General features: G+C 61.0%; 21 protein-coding genes. All 21 read right to left on the bottom strand.

What is annotated here, in order from left to right:
• Positions 1-2: 2 nt before the first annotated feature.
• A complete protein-coding gene (locus L6418_RS05985) occupies positions 3-1,163 on the bottom strand; it encodes an ATP phosphoribosyltransferase regulatory subunit (protein WP_237248565.1) in 1,161 nt (386 codons plus the stop codon).
• The gene (locus tag L6418_RS05980) at positions 1,160-1,345 is read right to left on the bottom strand and encodes a DUF2065 domain-containing protein (RefSeq protein ID WP_237248564.1); all 186 of its coding nucleotides are present in this window, start codon (positions 1,343-1,345) and stop codon (positions 1,160-1,162) included. Before L6418_RS05980 ends, L6418_RS05985 begins: the two co-directional genes overlap by 4 nt.
• 6 nt (positions 1,346-1,351) lie before the next feature.
• The gene (gene hflC, locus L6418_RS05975; RefSeq protein WP_237248563.1) at positions 1,352-2,230 is read right to left on the bottom strand and encodes a protease modulator HflC; all 879 of its coding nucleotides are present in this window, start codon (positions 2,228-2,230) and stop codon (positions 1,352-1,354) included.
• Entirely contained in the window at positions 2,230-3,417 is a 1,188-nt protein-coding gene (gene hflK, locus L6418_RS05970; protein WP_237248562.1) for an FtsH protease activity modulator HflK, read from the bottom strand. Before hflK ends, hflC begins: the two co-directional genes overlap by 1 nt.
• 22 nt (positions 3,418-3,439) lie before the next feature.
• The gene (hflX, locus tag L6418_RS05965; RefSeq protein ID WP_237248561.1) at positions 3,440-4,582 is read right to left on the bottom strand and encodes a GTPase HflX; all 1,143 of its coding nucleotides are present in this window, start codon (positions 4,580-4,582) and stop codon (positions 3,440-3,442) included.
• Positions 4,582-4,812 carry an RNA chaperone Hfq gene (gene hfq / locus L6418_RS05960; protein ID WP_237248560.1) on the bottom strand — a complete coding sequence of 77 codons (231 nt, stop codon included), beginning with the start codon at positions 4,810-4,812 and terminating at the stop codon, positions 4,582-4,584. The genes hflX and hfq overlap by 1 nt, the downstream gene beginning before the upstream one ends.
• A 293-nt stretch (positions 4,813-5,105) precedes the next feature.
• A complete protein-coding gene (der, locus tag L6418_RS05955; RefSeq protein WP_237248559.1) occupies positions 5,106-6,503 on the bottom strand; it encodes a ribosome biogenesis GTPase Der in 1,398 nt (465 codons plus the stop codon).
• A 9-nt stretch (positions 6,504-6,512) separates the two neighbouring features.
• Positions 6,513-7,643 (bottom strand): outer membrane protein assembly factor BamB, encoded by a 1,131-nt coding sequence (gene bamB, locus L6418_RS05950; RefSeq protein ID WP_237248558.1) that lies wholly within the window; start codon positions 7,641-7,643, stop codon positions 6,513-6,515.
• Positions 7,640-8,278: a tetratricopeptide repeat protein gene (locus tag L6418_RS05945; RefSeq protein ID WP_237248557.1), complete on the bottom strand. Its 639-nt coding sequence runs from the start codon at positions 8,276-8,278 to the stop codon at positions 7,640-7,642. Before L6418_RS05945 ends, bamB begins: the two co-directional genes overlap by 4 nt.
• 10 nt (positions 8,279-8,288) lie before the next feature.
• Positions 8,289-9,560, bottom strand: coding sequence for a histidine--tRNA ligase (hisS, locus tag L6418_RS05940; RefSeq protein ID WP_237248556.1), 1,272 nt, complete (start codon positions 9,558-9,560; stop codon positions 8,289-8,291).
• A gap of 8 nt (positions 9,561-9,568) precedes the next feature.
• Complete coding sequence (gene ispG / locus L6418_RS05935; RefSeq protein WP_237248555.1) at positions 9,569-10,840, bottom strand: flavodoxin-dependent (E)-4-hydroxy-3-methylbut-2-enyl-diphosphate synthase; 1,272 nt, start codon at positions 10,838-10,840, stop codon at positions 9,569-9,571.
• 5 nt (positions 10,841-10,845) lie between these two features.
• A complete protein-coding gene (locus tag L6418_RS05930; protein WP_237248554.1) occupies positions 10,846-11,877 on the bottom strand; it encodes a helix-turn-helix domain-containing protein in 1,032 nt (343 codons plus the stop codon).
• Positions 11,874-12,638 (bottom strand): type IV pilus biogenesis/stability protein PilW, encoded by a 765-nt coding sequence (pilW, locus tag L6418_RS05925; protein ID WP_237248553.1) that lies wholly within the window; start codon positions 12,636-12,638, stop codon positions 11,874-11,876. The genes L6418_RS05930 and pilW overlap by 4 nt, the downstream gene beginning before the upstream one ends.
• The gene (gene rlmN, locus L6418_RS05920; protein ID WP_237248552.1) at positions 12,635-13,717 is read right to left on the bottom strand and encodes a 23S rRNA (adenine(2503)-C(2))-methyltransferase RlmN; all 1,083 of its coding nucleotides are present in this window, start codon (positions 13,715-13,717) and stop codon (positions 12,635-12,637) included. Before rlmN ends, pilW begins: the two co-directional genes overlap by 4 nt.
• Before the next feature lie 10 nt (positions 13,718-13,727).
• Positions 13,728-14,153, bottom strand: a complete 426-nt coding sequence (gene ndk / locus L6418_RS05915; RefSeq protein ID WP_237248551.1) for a nucleoside-diphosphate kinase — start codon at positions 14,151-14,153, stop codon at positions 13,728-13,730.
• Positions 14,154-14,246: 93 nt separating this feature from the next.
• On the bottom strand, positions 14,247-15,542 hold the full coding sequence (locus tag L6418_RS05910) for a TRAP transporter large permease (protein ID WP_237248550.1): 1,296 nt from the start codon (positions 15,540-15,542) through the stop codon (positions 14,247-14,249).
• Complete coding sequence (locus L6418_RS05905) at positions 15,539-16,054, bottom strand: TRAP transporter small permease (protein ID WP_237248549.1); 516 nt, start codon at positions 16,052-16,054, stop codon at positions 15,539-15,541. The genes L6418_RS05910 and L6418_RS05905 overlap by 4 nt, the downstream gene beginning before the upstream one ends.
• Positions 16,055-16,107: 53 nt before the next feature.
• A complete protein-coding gene (locus L6418_RS05900; RefSeq protein WP_237248548.1) occupies positions 16,108-17,142 on the bottom strand; it encodes a TRAP transporter substrate-binding protein in 1,035 nt (344 codons plus the stop codon).
• Between the two features lie 65 nt (positions 17,143-17,207).
• Positions 17,208-18,545: a tRNA lysidine(34) synthetase TilS gene (tilS, locus tag L6418_RS05895; RefSeq protein WP_237248547.1), complete on the bottom strand. Its 1,338-nt coding sequence runs from the start codon at positions 18,543-18,545 to the stop codon at positions 17,208-17,210.
• Positions 18,514-19,482, bottom strand: a complete 969-nt coding sequence (locus L6418_RS05890) for an acetyl-CoA carboxylase carboxyltransferase subunit alpha (RefSeq protein WP_237248546.1) — start codon at positions 19,480-19,482, stop codon at positions 18,514-18,516. Before L6418_RS05890 ends, tilS begins: the two co-directional genes overlap by 32 nt.
• 80 nt (positions 19,483-19,562) lie before the next feature.
• Positions 19,563-21,101: a mechanosensitive ion channel family protein gene (locus tag L6418_RS05885; RefSeq protein WP_237248545.1), complete on the bottom strand. Its 1,539-nt coding sequence runs from the start codon at positions 21,099-21,101 to the stop codon at positions 19,563-19,565.
• Between the last annotated feature and the right edge of the window lie 7 nt (positions 21,102-21,108).

Genomic DNA, 21,108 nt, shown 5'->3' with positions numbered 1-21,108 from the left:
TTCTAATTCCTGATCGCGGCCACTACCCAGTTGCCGTCGCGCAACACCAGCTCGCGGTCGCAATTCAATTCGGCGCGATGCTCGGCCTTGCCCAGCAGATCGACCACCACGATCTCGCCTTGCGCGCGCTGCCTGGCGATGGCCGCATCCAGCGCCGCATCCTGGCGGTACGGCGCGTAGATCGCTTGCGGCTGTGCCTGCTTGGCCAGCAAACCGTGCAACTGGCGCAGATCCATGCTGAAGCCGGTGGCAGGGCGGGCACGCCCGAACGCCTTGCCTACGTCGTCGTAGCGCCCGCCCAGCGCGATGGCGTCGTGACTGCCCGCATGGTAAGCCGCGAACACCATGCCGCTGTGATATTGGTAACCGCGCAGCTCGGCCAGATCGATGCCGATGTCGTGCGCCAGGCCTTTGAGATGGGCAGCCGCCTGTCCGAGTTGATCCAGGGCTGCGGCGACTTCCGGGTAGGCCGGCAACACCGCACGGGCGCGGGCAATCACCTCGATCCCGCCGTAGAGTTGCGGCAATGCCAGCAAGGCAGCCTGCACATCCTGCGGCAGCCCTGCCGCCAGTGCGCGCACGCCCGGCACATCCTTGCGTTGCAACGCGTTGAACAAGTCCGCTTCCAGCCCGTGCGCAATCCCCGCATGGCGAACCAGCGCACTGAACACGCCGACATGGCCAAGATCGAGATGCACACCGTCGATACCGATCAGGGCCAATGTCTGCAACATCAGGCGCTGCACCTCCAGATCGCTCTCGATCCCGGCATGGCCATACAATTCGGCACCAATCTGCAGCGGCTCCCGCGTCCGCATCAACCCGGAAGGCTGGGTATGCAGCACACTGCCGGCATAGCACAAGCGGGTCACTCCTTGCCGGTTGAGCAGGTGTGCATCGATACGGGCCACTTGCGGCGTGATATCTGCGCGCAGGGCCAGCGTACGCCCGCTCAGCTGGTCGACCAGCTTGAAGCTGCGCAGATCCATGTCTTCGCTCTCGTTGATGAGCAAAGACTCGGCATATTCGAGCAACGGGGGAGCCACCAGCTGATAGCCGGAACGGCGCAGCAATCCGAGCAACTCGCTGCGCATGGCCTCGATGCGCCATGCCTCGTCCGGCAGCATGTCTTGAATGTATTCCGGCAACAACCAGTTCATCATTTTATCCAGTAAATCAGCAACAAGCCGCTCAACATCAGCGTCAGTCCGATGAAGCGGGCCTGCCCGTCATGGAATTGCGACGCTTTGCGCAGCGTATCGCGCCAGGAGGAAGGAAACAGGAACGGCATGATCCCCTCCAGCACCAACATCAAACCCAATGCCGTCAGCCAATAGTCGACCATGCGATCCTATTTGCCGTCCCTGCCGGAGCCTTTCAGATACTTGAAGAACGGCGAACCGGCATCCAGCACCATCACGTCGCTCTTGTTCTTGAAGCCCTGCTTGTACACATCCAGGCTGCGATAGAAGGCATAGAACTCCGGGTTGCGCCCGAATGCTGCGGCGTACAGCGCAGATGCCCTGGCATCGCCCTCGCCCTTGATCTTCTGCGCATCGCGATAGGCCTGCGCCAGGATCACTTCGCGCTGCCGGTCGGCATCGGCACGGATCTTCTCGCTCTCGGCATTGCCGGTCGCACGCAACTCGTTGGCAACCCGCTTGCGCTCCGCTTCCATGCGGCTATAGATGGAGTCGCTGATGGTGTTCGGGAAATCGACGCGCTTCAGGCGCACATCCAGCACCTCCACACCGATCTTGCGTGCGTCCACATCGGTCTTCTCCTGCACCACGCGCATCAACTCTTCGCGCTTGCCGGACACAACCTCATGGATGGTGCGCTTGCCGAACTCTTCGCGCAGCGTGGAATTCACGGTCTGAGTCAAACGCGTCTGCGCACGCGCCTCATCCCCCCCGACGCTGATGTAGTACTGCTTCACGTCGATGATGCGCCACTTGATGAAGGAATCCACCAGTACATTCTTTTTCTCGGCCGTGATGAAACGCTCCGGATCGTCGCTATCCAGGGTCAGGATGCGCGAATCGAAGAAGCGCACGTTCTGCAGCAGCGGCACCTTGAATTTGATCCCGGGCGCGGTTTCCACGCGCACCACTTCGCCCAGCTGGAACACGATGGCGGTCTGCCGCTGATCGACGATGAAGATACTCATGCTGGCCAGGATCAATGCAACCACGGCCCCTACCAGGAAATTTGTCATATTCAGTTTCATCAGCGGGCCTCCCTTTCGCGGCCGAACAGCGATTCGCGCACACGCGGCGCCGGCGCAGCCTCCGCCGGCACAGCCAGCTGTTCCGCTGTCTTTGCCGCAGGCGGCGCATCAGCGCCGGGATTGGTACTCTGGATCAGCTTGTCCAGGGGCAGGTACAAGAGGTTGCCGCCGCCGCTCTTCTGGTCCACCAGGACCTTGCTGGTACTGGTCAGTATCTGCTGCTTCATGTCCTGGTACATGCGCTCGCGCGTCACTTGCGGCGCCTTTTCATACTCGACCAGGATCTGCTTGAAACGGCTGGCATCACCTTCCGCATTGGCGACCACGCGCTGCTTGTAGCCATCTGCCTCTTGCATCAGGCGTGCTGCCGCTCCCTTGGCTCTGGGCACGACGTCATTGGCGTAGGCCTGGCCTTCGTTCTTCTGCCGCTCCCTGTCCTGGCTGGCTTTAACCGCATCGTCGAACGCAGCCTGAACCTGCTCTGGCGGTTGCGCATTGCGCATGGTGACCTTGCTGACGATGATGCCGGACTTGTAGCGATCCAGGATATCCTGGATCAGCTTGGTGGTGGAGGCTGCGATCTGCTCGCGCCCTTCATACAGTACAAAGTCCATCTTGCTTCGCCCCACGACCTCGCGGATGGCGGTCTCGGCGACTTGGCGGACCGTTTCCTTGTCGTCCGCCATGCGGTTGTTGAACAGGTATTCGGCCGGATCCTTGAGGAAGTATTGCACTGCGAACTGGATATCGATGATGTTCTCGTCATCCGTCAGCATCAGGGATTCTTTAAGCATCTTGTTCTTCTCGTTGTCGCGATAGCCGACCTCGACCGTGCGCACCTGGCTCAGGTTGACCACTTCCACCGTTTCGATCGGATAGGGAAAGTGCCAGCGCGGACCGGCATCCGTGATCTCGACCTGCTTGCCGAATCGCAATACCACGCCGCGCTGGCTGGCATCCACAATGTAGAAACCGCTGGCGATCCAGATCAATGCCACAATCAGCACGATCAGGCCGATACCGCTGCCCATGCCCCCCGCAGGCTGGCTGCCGCCGCCCTTGGGTGAGCCGCCGCCAGACCTGCCGAACAGCGACTCTATCTTGCGGTTAAATTTGCGCATCATCTCCTCGAGATCGGGAGGACCGCCGCTGTTCTTGTTGCCCCATTGTGGGTCGTTCAATCCCATAGTCTGTTACCTTTAGATCAAATCAGTTGTCGTTCAGGGGATGCCACTCTTCCACTTTCGCTTCCGCCACGGGCGCATCGCGCACTTCGGCCAGCGCGGCCCGCAGATCGGCCAGACCTGCACCGGTTCTGGCGCTCAAATGAATGCTGGCAATTTTACCATATTCATTGCGCTTCACGCCCGCTTCCAGGCCTTGCAGATCGATCTTGTTGTAGATCACGATCTGCGGGATGTGCTGCGCCCCGATCTCCGCCAACACCTTGTTCACCTCGGCCATCTGGTCGTGGCGTTCCGGACTGTTCACATCCACCACATGCAGCAGCAGGTCGGCCTGCGCCGTCTCCTCCAGCGTACTGCGGAAAGCCGCCACCAGCCCGTGCGGCAGGTGGCGGATGAAGCCGACGGTATCGGACAGCACCACTTGCCGGGCACTGTCGCCTTCCAGGAATATCCTGCGCGCCGTGGTATCCAGCGTCGCGAACAGCTGGTTGGCGACATACACGTTGGCATTGGTGAGGCGGTTGAACAAGGTGGATTTGCCCGCATTGGTATAACCGACGATGGATACGGACATCACATCGGCACGATTGCGCGCCTTGCGCTGCACCTCCCGGTGGCGCTTGAGCTGCTTCAGCCGCTCGTTGAGCAGGTGTACGCGCCGATCCAGCTTGCGCCGGTCCAGTTCGAGCTGCGTTTCGCCCGGCCCGCGCGCGCCCACGGCGAATTTCTGCTGCCCCATGTCCATGTTCATGCCCACCAGGCGGGTGGACAGGTATTTGAGCTGCGCCAACTCCACCTGCACCTTGCCTTCATGGCTTTGTGCGCGCAGCGCGAAGATGTCCAGGATCAGCATGGTGCGGTCGATCACCCGCGTCTGTATTTTGGCAGTGAGGTTGCGCATCTGCGCCGGGGACAGGTCGTGGTTGAAGATGACCAGCGGCGCTTCCAGCTCCTCGACCAGGGCCGCGATCTCCTCCACCTTGCCGCTGCCGGCATAGGTCGATGGATCGGGGCGCTGGCGTTTGCCTTCAACCAGCGCGAGCGTACGCACTCCGGCACTTTCTGCCAGCAGACGTAACTCTTCCAGGCTTTCTGCGTAATCTGGGGCGCCAAAATCGAGACTGACCAACACCGCCGTGTTGGCGGTAGTCGTAGACTCAGACATCACTCGGCGTCGAAAGGAATGGTAATGGCGCGTGCGGGAACGATGGTGGAGATGGCGTGCTTATAGACCATCTGGGTGACGGTGTTCTTCAGCAGCACCACATATTGATCGAACGACTCGACCTGGCCTTGCAGCTTGATGCCATTGACCAGATAGATGGCGACCTGCACATGCTCCTTACGCAGCGCGTTCAGGAACGGGTCTTGTAATTGTTGCCCTTTTGCACTCATGATGTCCGCTCTTGTTGTTCTCGGGGCGGTTACTGTACTGGAAAACCCGTCGATACGGAAGAGCGCGGAGCCATTAACCCCTGTTCCTGCGCGCAGGTTTGGTTCTCGCCGTCGCCACCCGCAATCCGGCAGGTACCGCACCTGTCATGGCGGCGAACAGGGACAAGGTCAAAACCGGCGCAACAAGCATTCCAAACAACAAGGATCCCATTTTTTCCTCCTGCATCATGAACCCGGCCTGCTTGAATGCTATTGCGGCACCAAACGCCATTTCTTGAGCCAAGGAACGGGGGCTAACCGTACAACCTGCGCCCCCGGATACGGGCGCGGTGCGCAGCACGCTGTTCGCTCTCAGTAAGCACATGTTTCTTATCCGCAAAGGGATTCTTGCCGGATTTGTATTCGATGCGCAGGGGCGTGCCCTGCAGCTTGAATGCGTCGCAGAAAGTCTTCTCCAGATAGCGGCTATAGCTGTCGGGGATCTTCTCCAGTGCGCTGCCGTGGATGATGATGAGAGGCGGATTGCTGCCGCCCTGGTGCGCATAACGCATCTTGGGGCGGAAAGAGCCGGATCGCGGCGGTTGCTGTTTCTGCATCGCCTCCTCCAGCACCCGTGTCAGTTGCGGCGTAGGCAGTTTGGCCATTGCAGCAGCATAGGCCTGGTTCACCGATTTCAGCAATGCATCGACACCGGTGCCGTTCAATGCCGAGATGAAATGATGCTTGGCGAAACTCAGGAAATGCAACTTGCGCTCGATGTCGCGTTTGGCCGTATCCCGCTTGTATTCGTCCAGGCCGTCCCACTTGTTCACGGCCAGTACCAGCGCACGTCCGGCTTGCAGCACGAAATCGGCGAGGTGCGCATCCTGTTCGGTGATCTGGTCGCGCGCGTCCACCACCAGCACCACCACGTTGGCGTCCTCGATGGCCTGCAGCGTCTTTACCACCGAAAACTTCTCGATGGCTTCGTCGATCTTGCCGCGTCGCCGCACCCCGGCAGTGTCGATGATGGTGTATTGCTTGCCGCCACGTTCGAAATCGATATAGATGGAATCGCGCGTGGTGCCGGGCTGGTCGAAGGCGATGACGCGCTCTTCGCCGAGGATGGCGTTGACCAGGGTCGATTTGCCCACGTTGGGACGTCCGACGATAGCCAGCTTGGGGTGATCGGATTTCTCCTCGACCTCCGCTGCCGCTGCGGGCAACTCGTCCAGCGCAACCTCGATCATTTCGGCGACATTGTCACCGTGCGCAGACGAAATGGGGATGGGTTCGCCCATGCCAAGCTCATGGAAATCCATGGTGACGCGGGAACGCTGCATGCCCTCGGCCTTGTTCACCAGCAACATCACCGGCCGGCCGGTCTTGCGCAGCTGCGTGGCGATAATACGGTCTTGCGGCGTCAGGCCGTCGCGTCCGTCGACGATGAACAGTACCAGGTCGGCTTCGTCCACCGCCTGCCGCGTCTGCTTGGCCATCTCATGCAGGATGCCTTCCTTGGCGACCGGCTCCAGGCCGCCCGTATCGACCACCAGGTAAGGCCGTTCGCCGACGCGCCCGCGGCCATAATGGCGGTCCCGCGTCAATCCCGGCAGATCGGCGACCAGCGCATCCCGGCTGCGCGTCAGGCGGTTGAACAAAGTGGATTTGCCGACGTTGGGACGACCGACAAGGACAAGTGTAGGCAGCATGGAGTCGGGTCAGTGGATGGTAATGGAGTACAGTTCGCCGCCGCTGGTCTGCACCAGAGCACCGTCGCCCAGGGTGACGGGCGCGCTCAGGATGGCACTGCCATCGGTTTTGCGCCGCGCGACAAAGCTGCCGTCCTCGATCTTCAGCACATGCAGGTAGCCTTCAAAGTCTCCCACCACCAGGTAGTCGTCAAGTGCGAAACCCGCGGTCGCGCTGCGCATCAGCAACTGGTCGTTCTTCCACATCGCAGCACCGCTGCCCTTGTCCAGCGCCAGTATGTTGCTGTCGGTATCGGTCAGGTACAGCATCTTGCCCGAAAGCGCCAATCCCTTGTCGCTGGACAGGTCGCGCGTCCACAGTGTGCCGCCCTGCACCGCATCGAAACAGGCAAGGCGTCCCTGGAATGCGACGGCGCAAACCTGCGAGTCATCCACCACCGGCAGGCTGGTGATATCGCTGATTCGCTCCAGCTCGGTGCTGCCGCGAGGCTGCGAAACCGAGGATTCCCAAACCACCACGCCGTTCTTGAGTCCGATCGCGGCCAATTTGCCCGCGGCAAAGCCGGCATATACCAGGCCATTCTGGATCACCACGCTGGCATAGCTGCGCACGATGAGCGTCGGCGTGGAACGTTCATACAGCCACAGGCGGCTGCCGTCTTTTGCGCTCAGGCCGGTGATGCGCTGATTGCCGGTGCGCACCACCACGATGCCATCGGCGACCCTCGGCGCGCTCAGCACATCGCTCGACACTTTCACCTGCCATAGCGGTTTGCCGCTGTCCGCATCGAATGCCGCCAACTGGCCTTTCTCGCCGCCGACCAATACCAGCCCCTCGCCCGCCCCCACACCGCCGGTAATGGGGAAGCCGCTATTGATGCGCCACTGCTGCTTGCCGTTATTGCGGTCGAAACGATACAGGTCGCCCTTTGCATTCGCCGCAAACACGGCCTCGCGCGTCACCGCGGGGGACAGTATGCTCATCCCCGCCTCGCCGACGCTGGCATTCCATCGCACCTCGATGCTGGCACTGGACTTGAAATCCACCAAACCGGCAGGCTTGATGCCCGGCTTGTCGCTGCCGCAGGCAACCAGCATCGCAGACAGCACCAGCGCGGCGAATTGACGGATCAATCTCATTTTGTGCTACCCAGGCCGTCCATCTTCAACTGGATCAGGTTGCGATACATGCTGTTGGCGTCGGTCTTGTCGTAGGCCTGCTGGTAGGCTGCACGCGCTTCCGCAGTCTTGCCCTGCGCGCTCAATACATCGCCACGGAGGTCGGCATACAGACCGGTGAAGGACTCGGGATGCGCGGCATCGAGCTGCTTGAGCGCCTCGTCATATTGCTTTTCGTCCAGCAAGACGCTGGCCAGCTTCAGGCGGGCCGTATCCTGCAGGGTGGCCTCGCCCGCATGCTCTATCACCCACTGCAGCTGGACCTTGGCATGCGCGACATCTCGTGCCTGCAAGCTCGCCTGCGCGGCCAGCAGCTGCGCACGCGATGCATAGGCACTGCTGCCGTAACGGCTGGCCAGGGCATCCGCGGCATCGCCGATGCGCTTTGCATCGTTGCTGGCGACTTGCTTCTCGACTTCGGCATACAACAGCGCCGCTGCGGCAGCCTGTTTGGCCTGGTAACCCTTCCAGTAACTGACGCCCGCAAAGCCGAGTACCCCGACCACCAGGACGCCGATCACCCATTTGCCGTTCTCTTTCCACCAGGCCTTGAGCGCTTCCACCTGTTCCTGTTCCTGCAGATCCAAACTCGCCATTTTCATTCCCTCACTTGATCAATTCTCGAATTTTTTGCCGTATATCCGCCAAGTCCACGCGCTGCTGCTCGGCCTGCACGCGCAGCGGCTTGAGCATGACCACGTTCGCAGCCGCCTCGTCGTCGCCGATGATCGCTGCGCAAACCGCCGTACTGCCATCCGCTTTTTTCATCTGCGACTTGAAACCGCCGCCGCCGCAATGCAGCAGCACGCGCAGGCCATCGTCGCGCAACAGCTCCGCCACGCGCCAGGCCATATCGCGAGCCTGCTCGCCCTGATGCACCACATACACATCCAGCCCTGCAGGCGGATTCTGCATGCCATCCTCCTGTATCAGGGCCAGCAGGCGTTCCACCCCCATGGCAAAGCCGCAAGCGGGTTGCGGCTTGCCGCCGATCTGTTCGATCAGGCCGTCGTAACGGCCGCCGGCGCAGATAGTGCCCTGTGCGCCGAGCCGGGTGGTGACCCACTCGAACACGGTACGATTGTAATAATCGAGGCCGCGCACCAGGCGAGGGTTGATCTCGAACGGGATGCCCCGCGACTTCAGTATCGCCTGCACCGCATCGAAGTGCTCCACCGCTTCCGCATCCAGTTCGTCCATCAGCCTGGGGGCGCCCGCGATTATGTCCTGCATCGCCGGATTCTTGCTGTCGAGGATGCGCAAGGGATTGCTGTGCAGACGACGCTGCGCGTCCGCATCCAGCTGGTCCGCATAGCGCTCGAAATAGGCGATCAGCTTCTCGCGGTGACGGTGGCGCGAGGACGCATCCCCCAGTGTATTGATCTGCAAGGTCACATCGCGGATTCCCAATTCCTTCCACAACCGCGCGCACATCACGATCTGTTCGGCATCGATGTCGGGCCCGGCGAAACCGAGCGCCTCCACGCCGACCTGATGGAACTGGCGGTAACGCCCTTTTTGGGGACGCTCGTGGCGGAACATCGGGCCGCTGTAATACAGACGCTGCGGCGCGTTATACAGCAGGTTGTGCTGCAGCACGGCACGTACGCACGATGCCGTCCCTTCCGGGCGCAGCGTGAGCTCATCGCCATTCAGCTCATCCGTAAAGCTGTACATCTCCTTCTCGACGATGTCGGTGACTTCGCCGATGGCACGCTTGAACAAAGCCGTCGGCTCCACCAGCGGCATGCGGATATTGCGGTAGCCGTAGCCTTCCAGCCAATTCCGCACCGTATCCTCGAACCACAGCCACAATTGCGCCTCGTCCGGCAGAATATCGTTCATGCCGCGCACGGCTTGTAATTTCGGGTTATTCATCTACTCGCTCAAACTGCCTTGATCTCGATACGCTTGCCGACTTTCTCTCCCGGCGCACGCCTGGCATAGTTGCGCGCCACATAGTCGTCGACGATCTGCTGGAATTCCTGCGCGATGCGATCGCCGCGCAGAGTGACGGTCTTCTCGCCATCGACGTATACCGGTGCGGCAGGCGATTCGCCGGTGCCCGGCAAGCTGATGCCGATGTTGGCCAGCTTGCTCTCGCCGGGTCCGTTGACGATGCAGCCCATCACCGCGACCGTCATTTCCTCCACGCCGCTGTATTGCTCGCGCCATACCGGCATCTGCGCACGCAGGTGATTCTGGATGCTCTGCGCCAGCTCCTGGAACACCGTGCTGGTGGTGCGCCCGCAACCGGGGCAGGCAGTGACCATCGGGGTGAACGAACGCAAACCCATGGTCTGCAATATCTCCTGCGCCACCACCACTTCCTGCGTGCGTGCGCCGCCCGGTTCGGGCGTCAGGGATATGCGTATCGTGTCGCCGATACCCTGTTGCAACAGCACGGCCAGCGCCGCCGTCGAACCGACGATGCCCTTCGACCCCATACCGGCTTCGGTCAGTCCCAGATGCAGCGGATAATCGCAGCGCCGTGCCAGCTCCTGGTATACCGCAATCAGGTCCTGCACCTCGCTGACCTTGCAGGAAAGTACGATACGGTCATGCGCCAGCCCCAGCTCCTCGGCGCGTCTGGCGGACTCCAGCGCAGAAACGATCAGCGCCTCGCGCGTCACCTCGGATACATCCCTGGGCTCGGCCAGCCTGGCGTTCTCGTCCATCATGCGCACCACCAGGTCCTGGTCCAGGCTGCCCCAATTCACGCCGATACGCACCGGCTTGCCGTACTGCCTGGCCACTGCGATCATCATCGCGAACTGGTCTTCGCCCTTGCGGTTCTTGCCTACGTTGCCGGGATTGATGCGGTACTTGGCTAGGGCCTGCGCGCATTCGGGAAACTCGGTGAGCAAACGGTGGCCGTTGTAGTGAAAGTCTCCGATCAACGGCACATCGCAGCCCATGTCGTCCAGCATCTTGCGGATGCGCGGCACCTGGATCGCCGCTTCGGATGTGTTCACCGTGATGCGCACCAACTCGGAACCGGCCTGCGCCAGTTCATAGACCTGCCGCGCAGTCCCTTCCGCATCGACGGTATCCGTGTTGGTCATCGATTGCACCACGACAGGGGCATCGCCGCCGATGGCGACATCGCCGACCTGCACGCGCTGCGTCCGGTGGCGCAGGATTGTTGAATGTCCCATGTGACTCACTCCACCTTCAGGTGCGCGACATCCTTGCCCGCGTAAGCCGAAAGATCGATCTCTCTGCCCCGGTAATACAGCTTCACATTGGCCGGATTGGAGATGGATATGTCGTAAGGCTCATGCCGCGGCCCGCCGATCCACTTCTCGGTGCCGCGCGCATTGTTCCTGGAAAGCAGAACCACGCCATGGCCGTCTATCACCTCGGCCCAGGCACTCTCGCCGAACACCAGATGCAGGGGACGGCGTTTGAGCGCCTCCAGCGGAATGGCAGATTGTGTCGCCGCCGGAGCGGAAGCCGCCTCGATCTGCGGCACGGGCTTTACGACTGGCTTCCTGCCGGTCTTGACCGGTTCGGCGCTCGTCTGATGATCGCGAGCATCGCCGGCAGGTTCCTTGCGCGTTTCTCTGGGGAGTTCGGCGATCGCTTTGGGGGGCTCCTGGGACGGCATCGTGGCCGCTTTCCGCTCTGCACCGGCGCCATCTGCTTCCGGCAGGCTGGACACAGGCGGCGTTTCGGCTGCAACCACGGCCGAGACAGCAGGCTCGGCGGGTGGCAGAGATACCGGTTCGACGACCTGGACCTGCTTGGGCAGCGGTTCGCCCCGGTGCAGCAGCACGAACAGTCCGAGCACGATTGCAACGACGAGCGCACCCGCGAGCCACATCGCATTGACTCGACGCAGCGATTTCATGACCGGGAAGACCACATTCACAGCCTGTGTCCTGTTTTCGGCCTGCCTGGCAGGCGCGGCCCCAGGCAAGGCGGCAATCAATGTTGCCTCGTCCAATTGCAGCACACGTGCATAACTGCGCACAAACCCCCTCAGGAAGGCCGGCTCCGGCAGGTGTGCGAAATCGTTCGCTTCGAGCGCTTCGACCTGCTTCGGGGCAAACTTGATCCGTTCCGCCACATCGTGCACGCTCATGCCCAGGCGCTCGCGCCCCGCGCGCAAGGCCATCCCCACGTCGAGCGGCGACTGCGATGCAGCGCTCCCGCTTTCCGAGTTTGCAATGGGATCAAAGGTATCCATCATTGCCCCTGGAATAGCAGCTTGGTCTCACGGGAGTCGGGGAAACGCTTGCGCAATTGCAGTGCATAGCTGGCTTCCGCGTCGTAATCCTGCATCTTGCGTTCGATGCGCACCGCCAGCCACAGTTGCTCTGCATTCAACTCTGGAAGTGCCTGCGAGAAACGCGCCAGGTAGGATTGTGCCGCTGCATAATTACCGTTGCCATAGTTCAGGTCGGCCAGACCGTACAACGCTTCCGGCATGTTCGGGCGCAGGGTCAGGGCGCGCTGCAGATTGCTTTCGGCCCCCTTCAGGTCCCCGGCCTTCTTCAAACACAAGCCCAGATTCGCATACGCCATTTCGGGCGTGGCATACAGCGGATTGCTCAACGCCATCTGGAACTGCTTGGCGGATTCGTTCATGCGCCCGCGCTGGCACAGGAACCAGCCGTAGTTGTTGTGCGTGTCGGAATTCACCTCATCCAGCGCCAGGCTGTGGCGGAAGTCCTCGTCCGCCTTGTCGTCTTCATGTAACGCCATCCGGATCAATGCGCGCACGTTGTAGGCTTGCGAAAAGCCGGCATCCGCCTTGAGGGCCACTGCGACTTCCTGCAATGCCACGCCATATTGAGCCCGGTCGTAATAGGATGCGGCCAGCTCTGTATGTATCCTGGCGATCTTCTGCGCACGCGTCGAATCCTGCTCCGGCGTCCCTTCGGAACCCCCTCCCGACGAGGCACAGGCCGTCAACAAGCACACGATGAGAAATAGTCCTGATAACTTCATTGGCTCGCCTCCATCAATCGAAGTGTTCGTTTCGTCTTGTCCTGCACCTGCCCCGCCAACTGCCCGCAGGCTGCCGCGATATCGTCGCCGCGCACCTTGCGGATGGTGGTAACGATGTCGGCCTGCATCAGCACATCGCGGAAGCGCAACACCGTCGGCATGTCGGATCGCTGGTACGGCGCCTGCGGGAAGGGGTTGAACGGAATCAGGTTGAATTTGCACGGCACATCGCGCACCAGCGCAATCAATTCCCGCGCATGTTGCACGCTGTCGTTCACGCCGGCCAGCATCACATACTCGAAGGTGACGAAGTCGCGCGGCGCCTTTTCCAGGTAGCGCCGGCAGGCCGCCATCAGTTCCTTCAGCGGATATTTCTGGTTGATCGGCACCAGCACGTTGCGCAACTCGTCGTTCGGCGCATGCAGCGAGATTGCCAGTGCGACCGGGCATTCCTCGCGCAGGCGGTCCATCGCCGGCACCACGCCGGAGGTGGAGACCGTCACGCGGCGGCGCGACAGGCCGTAAGCGTTATCGTCCAGCATCAGGCGCAAGGCATGCACCGTATTCTCGAAGTTCAGCAGCGGCTCGCCCATGCCCATCAGCACCACGTTGGTGATGGGCCAGTTGCCATCGGCGTTCTTGCCGATTTCATGGTTGGCCCACCACACCTGGCCGATGATTTCGGCAGTGGACAGGTTGCGATTGAAGCCCTGCTTGCCGGTGGAGCAGAACGCGCAGTCCAGTGCGCAGCCGGCCTGTGTCGAGACGCACAGCGTGCCCCTGTCCTCTTCGGGAATGAACACGGTCTCCACCGCATTGCCGGTGCCCACGTCGAGCAGCCATTTGCGCGTGCCGTCGGAGGCGGTCTCTTCACGCATCACCGTGGGCGTCTGGATGCAGGCGATCTGCTTGAGTTTTTCGCGAAGAGAGATCGCCAGATCGCTCATCGCATCGAAATCGGACTCCCCGGCCTTGTAGATCCAGCGCAACACCTGCTTGGCGCGGAACGGCTTCTCGCCGTGTTCCGCAAACCATGCAGTCATCGCAGCCGGTTCAAAGTCGAGGAGGTTCTGCTTCATCAGTCGCAGCTTAGCGAGAATAGACGTTCAGCGCCGGGAAGAAATACGCGATCTCGACCGCCGCCGTTTCCGGCGCATCGGAACCATGCACTGCATTGGCATCGATACTGTCGGCGAAATCGGCGCGGATGGTGCCCTTCTCCGCCTTCTTGGGGTCCGTCGCCCCCATCAGGTCGCGATTCTTGAGGATTGCGCCTTCGCCTTCCAGCACCTGGATCATCACCGGTCCGGAGATCATGAAAGTGACCAGATCGTTGAAGAACGGACGTGCGCGGTGTACCGCATAGAAGCCTTCCGCTTCGGCGCGCGACAGCTGGACCATGCGTGCGGCCACGATCTTCAGGCCGGCGTTTTCGAAACGGCTATAGATTTGACCGATGACGTTCTTCGCCACTGCATCGGGTTTGATGATAGAAAGGGTGCGTTCGACAGCCATGCTTCTCTCCAAAATGAATGTGCATCAGAAAATTCTGAGGGCGCGATTCTAGCAGGCTTTGGCCGCCCTGTCGCAGGGCGGCGGCGTATCCGATCAATGGCTGGCGTAGAGCAAATGGGGCAGCCACAGACTGATGGCTGGAACATAGGTGATGAGCGCCAGGTATGCCAGCATCACGAACACCCACGGCAGCGTGGCGATGGAAACCTCGGTCAGCCCCATCTTCGCCAGATGACTGGCGACGAACAGGTTGAGCCCGACCGGCGGATGGATCATGCCGATTTCCATGTTGATGGTCATGATGATGCCGAGATGGATCGGATCGATACCCAGCGTCTTGGCGATGGGCAGGAACAACGGCGCTAGGATCAGGATGATGGAGCTGGGCTCCATGAATTGCCCTGCGGCAAGCAAGGCCAAATTGACCACCAGCAGGAACATCCATGGATCCAGATGTTGCGCCAGCACCCAGTTGGACATGGCCTGCGGGATCTGTTCGGAAGTCAGCAGGAACGAGAACAGGATGGCATTGGTGATGATATACAACAGCATCGCGCTGGTGTTCGCCGCGGCCAGCAATGATCTCGGGACATCGCGCCACCTGAGATCGCCGTAGATGAACTTGGCCGCGATGAAGCCATATACCGCCGCCACGGCCGCCGCCTCGGTCGGCGTAAAGATGCCGCCGTATATCCCGCCCATCACGATGACCACGAGGAACAGTCCCCACCATGCATCGAGAAAGGATTTCAACAGTTCCTTGCCGGTCGGCTTGGGCATCACGGGGAAATTCTTGCGCCTGGCCTGCACGAACACCAGCCCCATCAGCACCAGCGCCAGCAGTATCCCGGGCACGATACCCGCCATGAACATCTTGCCCGCACTCTCGCTGGTCGAGACGGCATAGATGATCATCACGATGGACGGCGGGATCAGGATGCCGAGCGAACCCGATGTCGCGATCACGCCAACGCCGAAGCGTTTCGGGTAACCCGCCTTGACCATGGCCGGCAGCATCACCGAACCGATCGCCATCACGGTGGCCGGGCTTGAACCGGAAATGGTGGCGAAGAACGCACATGACAACACCGCCGCCATTGCCATGCCGCCCGGCATCCAGCCCACCAGATTGTTGGCGAACTTGATGATGCGCGCGGCAATCTTGCCGTCGATCAGGAACTGCCCGGACAACACGAAAAACGGCACCGCCATGATCGCGAAGCTCTCCAGCCCGGTGAACAGGCGCTGGGAGATGATATTGACGGTATCGAACGAGAACGAGGAAAAACCGAGCAGGAAGATCAGCACCGTGGTGCCGAGGGCGATCGAGATCGGCGTGCTGGTGATGAGCAACAGCAGCAGGATGCTGACGATGAGCAGGAAAGTCATGATCCGCTCTCCTCGCCCTGCTCGCCCAGTGCAGCATGGCTATGCAGCTGTCCGGTCTTCACGAACAGCGCCAGCGCCTGGATGAAGCGGTAGCACATCAGGCCCGAGCCGAACGGGATCGCCAGATAGATGATCCACATCGGCCATTCCAGGTCGGGCGAAGTCTGCCCGGTGCCGTAGATGAAGATCACCCAGCGGGCACCGAAGAACGCGATGGTGCCGGTAAACACCACGCCGAGCAGCATGGAGAGGATAACCAGCACGCGCTTGACGGACGGTCGCGCCGCATTGACCACGAAATCGACGCCGATGTGGATGCCGGTGCGCACGCCATAGGCTGCGCCGAACTTCGCCATCCAGATGAACAGGTAGATGGTCAGTTCCTGCGCCCAGCTGATGCCCGTACCGCCGACATAGCGCATCACCACCGCGGCAAAAGTCACCAGCGTTGCAGCCGCCATGAACGAGGCGATCAGCACCTCCTCAAGCCGGTCCAGAATACGATTGAACATGCTCCCCTCCAGGGCGCACAAAAAACCCGGGCACGCCCGGGTCCATGGCGCAGTTATTTTTTCTTCTTGTTCTTGCCGGCAGGATGCTGCTGTTCCTTTTCCACCTGCGCCGCCACGTCATACACATCCTGGATCAGGTCTTTGCCGATCACGTCCGCAAACTGGGCATGCACCGGCAGCAAGGCCTTGCGCCATGCCTCCCGCTCGCTGTCCGGCAGCACATAGATCTCGGTGGTCTTGGCCGCGCGGACTTTCTCCAGCGCATCGTCGTTGTCCTTTTGCGCGATGTCGCGCTCGAATTCGGTCGCTTCCTTCATGGCCGCGGTCAGCTCGCTGCGAATATCGGCCGGCAGGCCATCCCAGAACTGCTTGTTGGTCACCACGGCGTAGCCCAGATAACCATGGTTGGAAATGGTCATGTTCTTCTGCACTTCGTTCATCTTCTGCGTGTAGAAATTCGATACCGGATTCTCGGTACCGTCGACCACGCCCTGCTGCAGCGCGGAATACACTTCGCTGAAGGCCATCACTTGGGGAACCGCACCGAAAGCCTTCATTTCCGCATCCAGCACCTTGGAGGACTGGATGCGCATCTTCAGGCCCTTGAAGTCAGCCATGGTATGCATCGGGCGGTTCGAGCTCATCTGCTTGAATCCGTTATCCCAGAAAGCCAGGCCGGTCACCCCTTTGCTGTCCAGCTTGGCAAACAGCTTGTTGCCGACCACACCGTCCATGACTCGATGCAGCACGGTGCTGTTGGGGAAGATGTAAGGCAGGTCGAACACCTCGAATTCTCGCGCCCCCATCGGGCCAAATTTGGAGAGCGAGGGTGCCAGCATCTGCACGGAGCCCAGCTGCAATGCCTCCAGCTCTTCCCGGTCCTTGTACAGCTGGCTGTTCGGATAGACCTCGACCTTGACGCGGCCATGGGTCTTTTCTTCCGCCAGTTGCTTGAACTTTTCCGCGGCGCGCCCCTTGGGCGTATCCGGCGCGACCACATGGCTGAATTTGATGATGATGGGATCGGCAGATGCTGCCAGCGACAAACTCAACAACACCGCACTACACAACGCGCTCAAGCTTTTCATGGTTCCCCCTTGGTGTATTCGCTACCCTGACACGACAATTTCTTGTTCGCGGAATCATAGTCCAATTATGCCAAAGACACCAACACACCGGCCTCTCCCGCTGCTGCCTGATATTCGGCGTGGATGCCTACGCCCACCACACACACCAGCTGCTCGCCGCTGTACAGCAACGGTAATCGTTCCCGTCGCCAGGGCGGGACATGATGTTCCTGCAGCAGGTTCTTCAGGCTGCGCGTCGTCGCAGCGGGACCCGGCCGCAACGATTCCCCGCCGCCGCGCAGACGCACTGTCACCGGCGCTCGCCGCAATTTCGCCAGACTGATCCCCTGCTGCCGACTGTCGCGAAAATGGATGACCGTGTCCAAAGCGGGCCATTGCAATTCTGACTCTCCCTGCCAGGGCAGCACCAGACTCCGGTCGAACCAGCCTGCGGAACGGGATACGTAAGCCTTGTCCTGATAGCGTCGCAGCTGCCACTCGCCGAACCCGACGCATACTGCGGCATCGTCCCGGGCGGCGAGCAATTGGTGCAGCATTTCATCGAGTTGCGCGCTATGCGGCATAGGTGCGCCCTGGATTTGCAGGAAATGACGCAGCAGATTTTTTGCCCGGTGGGCGGCAAGTTCGCGCAGGGGCCGGATATCGAGCGCCGCGTCCAGCGCCATGCCTTGCGCATCCTGCCGCGCCAGCTCGTCGAGCAGGCTGGATGTTTCGGCAAAATGGCCTGCGCTGCGTACCAGTGTTTCGCGGTAAGCGGGAAAGCGTTCCTCCAGCAAAGGCAGCAGGCGATGGCGCAGGAAATTGCGTGGGTAACGCTCGTCAACGTTGCTCTCGTCTTCCACCCAGCGCAGACCATGATGGTGCGCATATTCGTGCAACATGCTGCGCGAGATGTCCAGCAACGGTCGCACCGTCGCAGGCGTGTCCCGCGTGGCCGGCTTGAAAACAGGCATCGCAGCCGCCCCCTTGATGCCAGCGCCGCGCAACAATTGCAGCAGCAGGGTTTCCACCTGGTCGTCGGCATGGTGTGCCAGCGCTACGGCGTCGCAGTCCGTTCCGGCGAAAGCGGCATGGCGCAGCTTGCGTGCGGCTGCTTCGATCCCGTGCCGGTCGCGCAACGGAGCAATATCGACATGGTGGAGATGCAGCGGGATGCCATAGCGCACGCACAGATCGCTGCAGAAATCGGCCCACGCATCGGCATTCGGACTGATGCCATGGTGGACATGCAGGGCGGAAAGCCGCCATTCGAAGCGGGCCGCAAGCGTGTGCAGCAGATGCAGCAGCACGACCGAATCCATGCCGCCGCTCAGGCCGACCAGTATATGACTGCGCGTGGGAAGCAACGGCGCGAGACGCGCCGCAACGGTGTCAGCTAAGTTCGATTTCCTTGAACTTGCCATAGCTCATCAAGCGGCTGAAGCGCGCCTGCAACATCTCATCCGTGGTTTGAGATTGCACTTGCTTGAGCGAGTCCTGCAAAGCTTTCCTCAGGGATTGCATCATCGCCGGATAATCGCGGTGCGCGCCACCCAGAGGTTCGCTGACGATCTTGTCGACCAGCCCCAGCGTCTTCAGGCGCGTGGCCGTGATGCCCAGCGTCTCTGCCGCATCGGCCGCCTTGTCTGCGCTCTTCCACAGGATGGAAGCGCAACCTTCCGGCGAGATCACTGAGTAAGTCGCATATTGCAGCATCAGCATCGCATCGCCGACGGCGATGGCCAGCGCACCACCGGAACCGCCTTCACCGATGATGGTGCAGATGATCGGCACCTTCAGTTCTGCCATCACATACAGGTTCTTGCCGATGGCCTCGGACTGGCCGCGTTCTTCCGCGCCCACGCCAGGATAGGCGCCCGGGGTGTCGATGAAGGTCATGATCGGGATGCCGAATTTCTCGGCCAGGCGCATCAGGCGCATCGCCTTGCGATAGCCTTCCGGGCGCGGCATGCCGAAGTTTCGGTACTGGCGCTCCTTGGTGTCACGGCCTTTCTGATGGCCGATCACCATCACGCTCTGCCCGTTGAAGCGGGCCAGGCCGCCGACGATGGCGGGATCGTCCGCATAGTTGCGGTCGCCATGCAGTTCCTCGAAATCGGTGAACAGGTGCTGGATGTAATCCAGCGTGTAGGGGCGCTGCGGATGGCGCGAAACCTGCGATATCTGCCACGGTGTGAGCTTGGCATAGATATCCTTGGTCAGCGATTGGCTTTTCTTTTGCAGCCTGCCGATCTCGTCGGAGATATCGAGCGCCGAATCGTCCTGCACAAAACGCAATTGCTCGATCTTGTTCTCCAGTTCGGAGACAGACTGTTCGAAATCCAGAAAGGTGACTTTCATCTGCACTATATCCGTGTTGTCCGGGGCGAATGATACAGGAAGCCGCCCCGCGAATTAAGCCCTAAATTTCAGCCCTGCTTTCAGCCAAGCGAAAAGAACCGCTTGATTGTAGCGAGTATCTCGCTGCGCTGCTGCGACAGATCCTTGTGCGATCCGGTCGCATCCGGATTCTGCATCGCCTCGTCCAGTTCGGCCCGACGCGTGACCAGGATATGCGAGACCTCCTCGGCGATGCCCGGACGCGCGTGCAGCAGTTCCTCGACCACGTCCTTGTCGATGCGATAGCACTCCACATCGGTCTTGGCGATGACCGAGGCCGAGCGCGGCGCCCCGGTCATCAGCCCCATCTCGCCGAAAAAACTGCCGCGATTCAGCGACCTGACCATGCGCCGCTTGCCGTTGGGCAGATCCACATACACCTCGGCCTCGCCGTTGATGATGATGTACAGCCAGTGCGAACGCTCGTCCCCCTGCCGGGTGATGACATTGCCCCTGGCGAACGGGGAATACCGCAGGCGCTCGGCCAGGCCGCGCAATTCAACCTCGTTCAGCTGCGAGAACAATTCGACCCGGCGCAGGGTTTTGACGCGCAGTTGCACCTCCCGCTGGCGCACCATCTCGTCGTACTTTTCGTTCTCCTTGGTCAGGTGGATGTTTTGTTCCTCCACCGCCAGCTTGATACCCGCCCTTTGCAAGGCGGCCATGATATGCCAGCGCAGCAGGCCATCGGTCGGATCGTCGGCAGCCAGATCGGTCAGCCAGTAGCGCAGGGCATAGCGTGCATAGCCCTTGCCGTCGAGATTCATCAGCACGCAGTTGGGTGCGGGATTCTTGGCCACATTGGCGATCTCGGTCTGCAGGATGGAGTCCTCCACCGTACTCATCACCCGTGCGGGGGCGACATCCAGCCCCACGTCGAACCATACCCAGCGACGCCATTGCACCGGCTGATCGCTCCGCCGTCCCAGTACCATGAACTTGTTCTTCATCAGCTGGCTGTTGGGGAACACCACGGTCTCCCAGTTGCGCGTCTCCACCAGCGTGGAACGCCAGCGGATGTCCACCACCCTGCCGGAGAGATCGTCCACCTTGATCCAGTCGCCTACCTCGATCGAATTGTCCAGCTGCAGCGCCAGGCCGCCGAGGATGTTGCCCAGGGTATCCTGCATGGCAAAGGCGACCACTGCGGTGATCATCGCCGATGTCGCCAGGATGCTGCCCAGGTCAAGCCCGGCATAGCGCAGACGCACCATGAACCAGGCCATGTAGGCGACGATGACGAAGATGTCTTCGGTAATGCGGGGAGGCTTGAGCCTGATGGCAGGCAGGACGATGCGGAACACCAGCAGCCCCCACAGCCTGATCACCGCGATGCCCGCACCGATGACGAATATCTCGTGCGTCACGTCTGCAGCGCGTTGGAACTCCAGGGCATGCAGCAGCGCGCTGAAGAATTGCCCGAACAGGCAGATGAAGAAGAAGCTGACGGTGTTGAACAGGCTCGCACGGTCTTCGTGCCGGAAATGCAGAAGCACGAACGCGATGCACAACACCATGACCAGCAGGGGGAACGACACGTCGCTCCAGAAAAATCCCATCATGCTGTCCCAGAAACCCATAGTCCGC

The sequence above is a fragment of the Sideroxyarcus emersonii genome (assembly GCF_021654335.1).
Lineage (GTDB): Bacteria > Pseudomonadota > Gammaproteobacteria > Burkholderiales > Gallionellaceae > Sideroxyarcus > Sideroxyarcus emersonii.
The sequence above is the reverse complement of the archived record's forward strand: the minus strand, read 5'-3'. Positions and strand labels throughout refer to the sequence as shown.

Bases quoted from the DNA above. Each gene is read 5' to 3' on its own strand.
- L6418_RS05985 (WP_237248565.1), bottom strand. From the start codon at position 1,163: ATGATGAACTGGTTGTTGCCGGAATACATTCAAGACATGCTGCCGGAC.
- L6418_RS05980 (WP_237248564.1), bottom strand. From the start codon at position 1,345: ATGGTCGACTATTGGCTGACGGCATTGGGTTTGATGTTGGTGCTGGAG.
- hflC (WP_237248563.1), bottom strand. From the start codon at position 2,230: ATGAAACTGAATATGACAAATTTCCTGGTAGGGGCCGTGGTTGCATTG.
- hflK (WP_237248562.1), bottom strand. From the start codon at position 3,417: ATGGGATTGAACGACCCACAATGGGGCAACAAGAACAGCGGCGGTCCT.
- hflX (WP_237248561.1), bottom strand. From the start codon at position 4,582: ATGTCTGAGTCTACGACTACCGCCAACACGGCGGTGTTGGTCAGTCTC.
- hfq (WP_237248560.1), bottom strand. From the start codon at position 4,812: ATGAGTGCAAAAGGGCAACAATTACAAGACCCGTTCCTGAACGCGCTG.
- der (WP_237248559.1), bottom strand. From the start codon at position 6,503: ATGCTGCCTACACTTGTCCTTGTCGGTCGTCCCAACGTCGGCAAATCC.
- bamB (WP_237248558.1), bottom strand. From the start codon at position 7,643: ATGAGATTGATCCGTCAATTCGCCGCGCTGGTGCTGTCTGCGATGCTG.
- L6418_RS05945 (WP_237248557.1), bottom strand. From the start codon at position 8,278: ATGGCGAGTTTGGATCTGCAGGAACAGGAACAGGTGGAAGCGCTCAAG.
- hisS (WP_237248556.1), bottom strand. From the start codon at position 9,560: ATGAATAACCCGAAATTACAAGCCGTGCGCGGCATGAACGATATTCTG.
- ispG (WP_237248555.1), bottom strand. From the start codon at position 10,840: ATGGGACATTCAACAATCCTGCGCCACCGGACGCAGCGCGTGCAGGTC.
- L6418_RS05930 (WP_237248554.1), bottom strand. From the start codon at position 11,877: ATGATGGATACCTTTGATCCCATTGCAAACTCGGAAAGCGGGAGCGCT.
- pilW (WP_237248553.1), bottom strand. From the start codon at position 12,638: ATGAAGTTATCAGGACTATTTCTCATCGTGTGCTTGTTGACGGCCTGT.
- rlmN (WP_237248552.1), bottom strand. From the start codon at position 13,717: ATGAAGCAGAACCTCCTCGACTTTGAACCGGCTGCGATGACTGCATGG.
- ndk (WP_237248551.1), bottom strand. From the start codon at position 14,153: ATGGCTGTCGAACGCACCCTTTCTATCATCAAACCCGATGCAGTGGCG.
- L6418_RS05910 (WP_237248550.1), bottom strand. From the start codon at position 15,542: ATGACTTTCCTGCTCATCGTCAGCATCCTGCTGCTGTTGCTCATCACC.
- L6418_RS05905 (WP_237248549.1), bottom strand. From the start codon at position 16,054: ATGTTCAATCGTATTCTGGACCGGCTTGAGGAGGTGCTGATCGCCTCG.
- L6418_RS05900 (WP_237248548.1), bottom strand. From the start codon at position 17,142: ATGAAAAGCTTGAGCGCGTTGTGTAGTGCGGTGTTGTTGAGTTTGTCG.
- tilS (WP_237248547.1), bottom strand. From the start codon at position 18,545: ATGGCAAGTTCAAGGAAATCGAACTTAGCTGACACCGTTGCGGCGCGT.
- L6418_RS05890 (WP_237248546.1), bottom strand. From the start codon at position 19,482: ATGAAAGTCACCTTTCTGGATTTCGAACAGTCTGTCTCCGAACTGGAG.
- L6418_RS05885 (WP_237248545.1), bottom strand. From the start codon at position 21,101: ATGGGTTTCTGGGACAGCATGATGGGATTTTTCTGGAGCGACGTGTCG.